This is a genomic window from Bartonella sp. AA86SXKL (assembly GCF_042196885.1).
This window is the reverse complement of the sequence record NZ_JBHIRE010000374.1, coordinates 1-675: the sequence shown is the minus strand read 5'-3', so window position 1 is coordinate 675 and position 675 is coordinate 1. Positions and strand designations below refer to the sequence as shown.

Sequence of the window (675 nt, the reverse complement as noted above, 5' to 3'; positions counted from 1 at the left end):
AAGGACGTGCGGAATGAGCTGCCTCTTGCGCACGGTGCAACCTTGCGGCGGCAACCATTTGCATTGCTTTGGTAATTTTTTGTGTTGCCTTAACCGAGGCGATACGGTCTCTAAGATCCTTTAACGACGCCATTGAAGCATTCCATCAACTCATTACGAAAAATTCTTTGCGTAAGTATTAAGAACAACGATCAACTTATCCTTGATGTCATCGGTTAGCTGTTTTTGATCAGCAATTGCCTGCAAAAGATCTGAGTGATCACTGCGCAGAAGTGTCAAAAGTCCCTGTTCGAATCGACCGACATCAGCCACAGCCAAAGCATCAAGATAACCATTGACACCGGCAAAGATAACAACAACCTGTTCTTCTGTTTTCAGTGGAGAAAATTGTGGTTGTTTTAAAAGCTCTGTTAAACGGGCACCACGATTTAAAAGACGCTGTGTTGAGGCATCCAAATCGGAACCAAACTGTGCGAAGGCAGCCATTTCACGATATTGTGCTAATTCTCCTTTAATGGAACCAGCAACCTGCTTCATCGCCTTAATTTGTGCAGCAGAGCCAACACGCGACACAGAAAGACCAACATTTACAGCAGGACGAATTCCTTGATAAAATAAATTCGTTTCTAGAAAAATTTGCCCATCGGTGATGGAAATCACGTTTGTGGGAATATA

The 675-nt window shown here is 43.4% G+C and carries 1 protein-coding gene and 1 pseudogene; both read right to left on the bottom strand.

Going from position 1 to position 675, the window contains the following annotated elements:
• A partial coding sequence (locus tag ACFIO5_RS12090) for a F0F1 ATP synthase subunit gamma (protein WP_375705539.1) occupies nt 1-133 on the bottom strand: 133 nt, incomplete at its 3' end.
• A gap of 20 nt (nt 134-153) precedes the next feature.
• Nucleotides 154-675: pseudogene (locus ACFIO5_RS12085) on the bottom strand (F0F1 ATP synthase subunit alpha); the annotation flags it as partial.